The organism is Paucibacter sp. XJ19-41 (assembly GCF_028462495.1).
Taxonomy (GTDB): Bacteria; Pseudomonadota; Gammaproteobacteria; order Burkholderiales; family Burkholderiaceae_C; genus Roseateles_E.
In genome coordinates this window covers 52,004-55,694 of record NZ_JAQOWX010000023.1, presented here as the reverse complement: position 1 = coordinate 55,694, position 3,691 = coordinate 52,004, and the positions used below count along the sequence as shown (strand labels likewise).

General features: G+C 72.8%; 2 protein-coding genes. One reads left to right on the top strand and one right to left on the bottom strand.

Annotated features, from left to right (window positions below; translation table 11 throughout):
* Nucleotides 1-305: 305 nt before the first annotated feature.
* Entirely contained in the window at nucleotides 306-2,849 is a 2,544-nt protein-coding gene (locus tag PO768_RS08550) for a hypothetical protein (RefSeq protein ID WP_272645717.1), read from the top strand.
* A 19-nt stretch (nucleotides 2,850-2,868) separates the two neighbouring features.
* Here the strand turns inward: PO768_RS08550 and PO768_RS08545 are convergent, their stop codons facing one another.
* Nucleotides 2,869-3,594 carry an arginine N-succinyltransferase gene (locus tag PO768_RS08545; RefSeq protein ID WP_272645716.1) on the bottom strand — a complete coding sequence of 242 codons (726 nt, stop codon included), beginning with the start codon at nucleotides 3,592-3,594 and terminating at the stop codon, nucleotides 2,869-2,871.
* Nucleotides 3,595-3,691: the final 97 nt, after the last annotated feature.

Genomic DNA, 3,691 nt, shown 5'->3' with positions numbered 1-3,691 from the left:
GCTGCGGCCGCAGGGCGCGGCCAGCGACTGGCCGGCCGCGCTGTGGTGGGCCTGGCTGCTGAGTCTGTGTGGCGCGCTGGCCTGGGTGCTGGCCGGCCCCTATGCCGCCTGGACCCGGCATCGGCTCAAGCAGGCCGCCGCCCGGGCCGGCGAGCCCTTCTCGCTGCGCGTCGTGATGGAGCGGGCCCGCCACAGCCTGACCGCCCAGCTGGCCCTGGTCGGCCAGANGCCCCTATGCCGCCTGGACCCGGCATCGGCTCAAGCAGGCCGCCGCCCGGGCCGGCGAGCCCTTCTCGCTGCGCGTCGTGATGGAGCGGGCCCGCCACAGCCTGACCGCCCAGCTGGCCCTGGTCGGCCAGATCGGCCTGTTGCTGGCGCTGCTGGGTCTGATCGACCGCCTGGCCTGGTATCTGGTCTTCGAGGGCAGCAGCCAGGGCTGGTATGGCGCCGCGCTGGTGGGCCTGTCCGGCCTGCTGCGCCTGCTGCTGCCGCGCCTGGTGCCCAGCAGCTCGACGATGACGCCGGCACTGGGCCTGTCGCTGGCGGTGCTCGGTCATCTGGCCGGCCTGCTGCTGCTGCTGTCGCTGACGATCTGGTGGGTCTCGCTGGCCTATGCCCTGGTCTTCGTGCCGCAGCCCGACGGCATGATTGGCGCACACGCGCCGCTGTGGGCCGGCGGCCTGGCCCTGCTGTGCCTGGCCTATATCGCCCTGAGTGCCTGGAATATCGAGTTCCTGAATCGTTCCTCGCTGCATATGTTCTACCGCGCCCGGCTGGTGCGCAGCTATCTGGGCGCGGCCAATGGCAAGCGCTTCGCGCAGGCCGGCGGCCTCAGCAGCGAGCAGGCGCGGCGCTGCCCGCTGGCGGTGATTCCCGATGAGCCCGATGGCGGTCTGCGCGTCGAGGCCATCGATGTGGTGGACCCCGACGACGATCTGGCGATGCGTCGCTATGCGCCCCATCGGCACGGCGGCCCGGTGCATCTGCTGAATGTCTGCATCAACCAGACCCAGGACCCGCGCGGCGGCCTGTTCAACCAGGACCGGCGTGGCCTGCCGCTGTCGGTCGGACCATTGGGCCTGGCCCGTGTCGGCCTGCGGCCCTGGCGCCGCATCGGGCCGCTGCGGGCCATGTCGCTGGGCTCCTGGGTCTCGATCTCGGGGGCGGCCTTCGCGCCGGGCCTGGGTGGCATGACGCGCATGGGCATCGCGGTGCTGGCGATGAGCTCGGGCCTGCGCCTGGGCCATTGGTGGGACAGCCGCGGGCTGAAGGACTCGCAGGGCCAGCGCAGCCAGCGCCGCCGGCTGCGTGGCGGCAAGTCGGCCATGGTGCTGGCCGAGCTGTGCGGCCAGTTCGACCCGGACCGCCAGCGCCACTGGTACTTGAGCGATGGCGGCCACTACGAGAACACCGGCGCCTACGCGCTGCTGGTCGAGGAGGCCGAGCTGATCGTGGTGGCCGATTGCGGCGCCGATCCGCGCTACGGCTTCGCCGATCTGGAGAACCTGGTGCGCAAGGCCCGCATCGATCTGCAGACCGACATCAAGTTCCTGCGCCCGGCGGCCAACACTGGCAGCGGCGGCGAGGCCGTGCCCGAGTGCTTCGGTTCGCTCAGCGATCTGGCCTCGGCGCAGAGCGTGGCGTGCATCGCGCTGGCCAGCATCAGCTACCGGCGCAGCGGCGCCAAGGGGCTGATGGTGGTGGTCAAACCGAATATCTGCCCCGGCCTGCCGGTCGATCTGATCAATTTCAAGCGCGAAAACCCGGGCTTCCCGCAGCAGTCGACCACCGACCAGTTCTTCGACGAAGCCCAATGGGAGAGCTATTTCACGCTGGGCGACCAGCTCGGCCGCCATCTGGGCGACAGCATGCTGGAGCGCCTGCCGCAGCTGGCCACGCGCCTGTTCGTGCCCGACGACGGCATGCCGGTGGGCCGCAGCGGCAGCGTGCCGGTGGATCGAGAGTCGGGCAAGGCGGCGGCCAAGGGGAACACGGAAGCCAAGCCCGGCATGCTCAGCCGCCTGCCCTCGCGCATCGCCGGCCCGGCGGTGGCGACCACGGTGGGTCTGAGCGCGGCGACGACGATAGGCGTCTCGCTATGGCAGGCGCTGGAGGGCTGGCGCGACGACAGCGCCGAGATCGCCCGCGCCGACCGCGCCGCCTACAAGGAAATCTCCGAGCAGTACGGCCGGCTCGACCTGGCCAGCGACAAGGAAGTGGCCGCGCTGGCAGCCTCGGTGCTGCGCGTCGCCGAGACCCTGTGCCCCAGCGGCGAGGCCGGCTGGTTCCAGCGCTCGCCGCTGGCCCAATGCGTGCTGCAGCACACCGAGCAGCTGTGCAGCACGCGGCGCGAGCGCCTGCCGGTCTGCGCGATGTTTCTGGACCTGCCGACCAAGCGCTGCCTCGACCTGGGCCGGCTGCGCCGCGACAACGAGGCCCAGCCGCGCTACTGGGGGCTGGACCTGAGCCCGCCGGCCCCGAGCTGTCCGCCGCTGGCGGCGATGGCGGCGACGGACAGCGCGAGCGCCGCAGGGCCCGGCCTGTGCGCCGGCAAGACCATCTACACCCAGGTCTACGGGCCCGAGCGCCTGCCCGAGGTGCGCAGCCTCGTCGTGCAGTTGCGCGCGCTGGGCGCCAAGGTCCCGGCCACCGAGGATGTGCTGGCCAGCGCACAGCGGCGCGGCCGGGTGCCGCCCAGGCCCTATGGACAGGTCACCGTGATCTATCACGACGCGGCCAGCCTGGCCTGCGCCGCCAGCGTGCAGCAGACCGGCTGGCAGCTGGCGCGGCTGCCCGAGGGCCTGCGGCCGACGCCGGGCGTGATCGAGATCTGGTGGCCACCGCGCTGAGGCGCCGAGCCGCCGCGATTCAGCCCAGGTTCAGCTCCCAGATCGGCCCGCCATCATCGATGCGCACATGGCGGCCATAGGCAAAACCTGAGCCTGCGAGCGCGGCGGCGGCGTGGCGGCCGGCGGCGCCGACGCGACCCAGAGCCGCCTGTGCGGCCTCGTCGAGGAAAGGCAGGTACAGGGTCTGGCGCGGCAGCAGAGCCGCCAGATGACTGGTCCAAGACTCGCCCCAGCGCTGGCGCGCCGCCGCCGGATCGCCGGCATAGAAAAAGCGCCCCAGCCCCTGCCAGAACGGCGAGCGGCCCTCGGCATCGCGCGGGCCGGCCAGCTCGACCACCAGGCGCTCGCCGTAGCGCGCGCGCTGCGCCGCGATGCGCGCCAGCGCGGCCACGATCAGGGCCTGCAGGGCCGCGACCGGCTCGGTGCAATCGGGGGCATGGGCCAGATCGGCCAGCTCGCTGTCGCCGGTGTGGTCATTGCCCAGCAGCAGCGTCGCCTGGCTCTGGAACAGGCCCAGCTCGGCCGCCGCATGGACGGCCCGGCCGACGTGGTAGCTGTAGCGCGGCAGGCTCAGGCCCAGCCGTTCGCGCAGGCGCAGACAGGCCTGCGGCCGGCCCACCGCATCGGCGGCGATCAGCCAGCACTCGCCGGCCGCCAGGGCCGGCTCCACCGCCACGCCGGCCTGATTGACCCAGCCGGCCAGCACGGCGGCATCGGCCGCCTCGAACTCACGCACGAAGCTCATCAGCGCACTCCCTGTTCTGCTGGGGGATCAACGGGCGTGACCCGCAGCCGCGCGCCCTCGGCCAGGCCCAGCCGGGCGGCCGCCTCGTGGCCGGGCG

Bases quoted from the DNA above. Each gene is read 5' to 3' on its own strand.
- PO768_RS08545 (WP_272645716.1), bottom strand. From the start codon at position 3,594: ATGAGCTTCGTGCGTGAGTTCGAGGCGGCCGATGCCGCCGTGCTGGCC.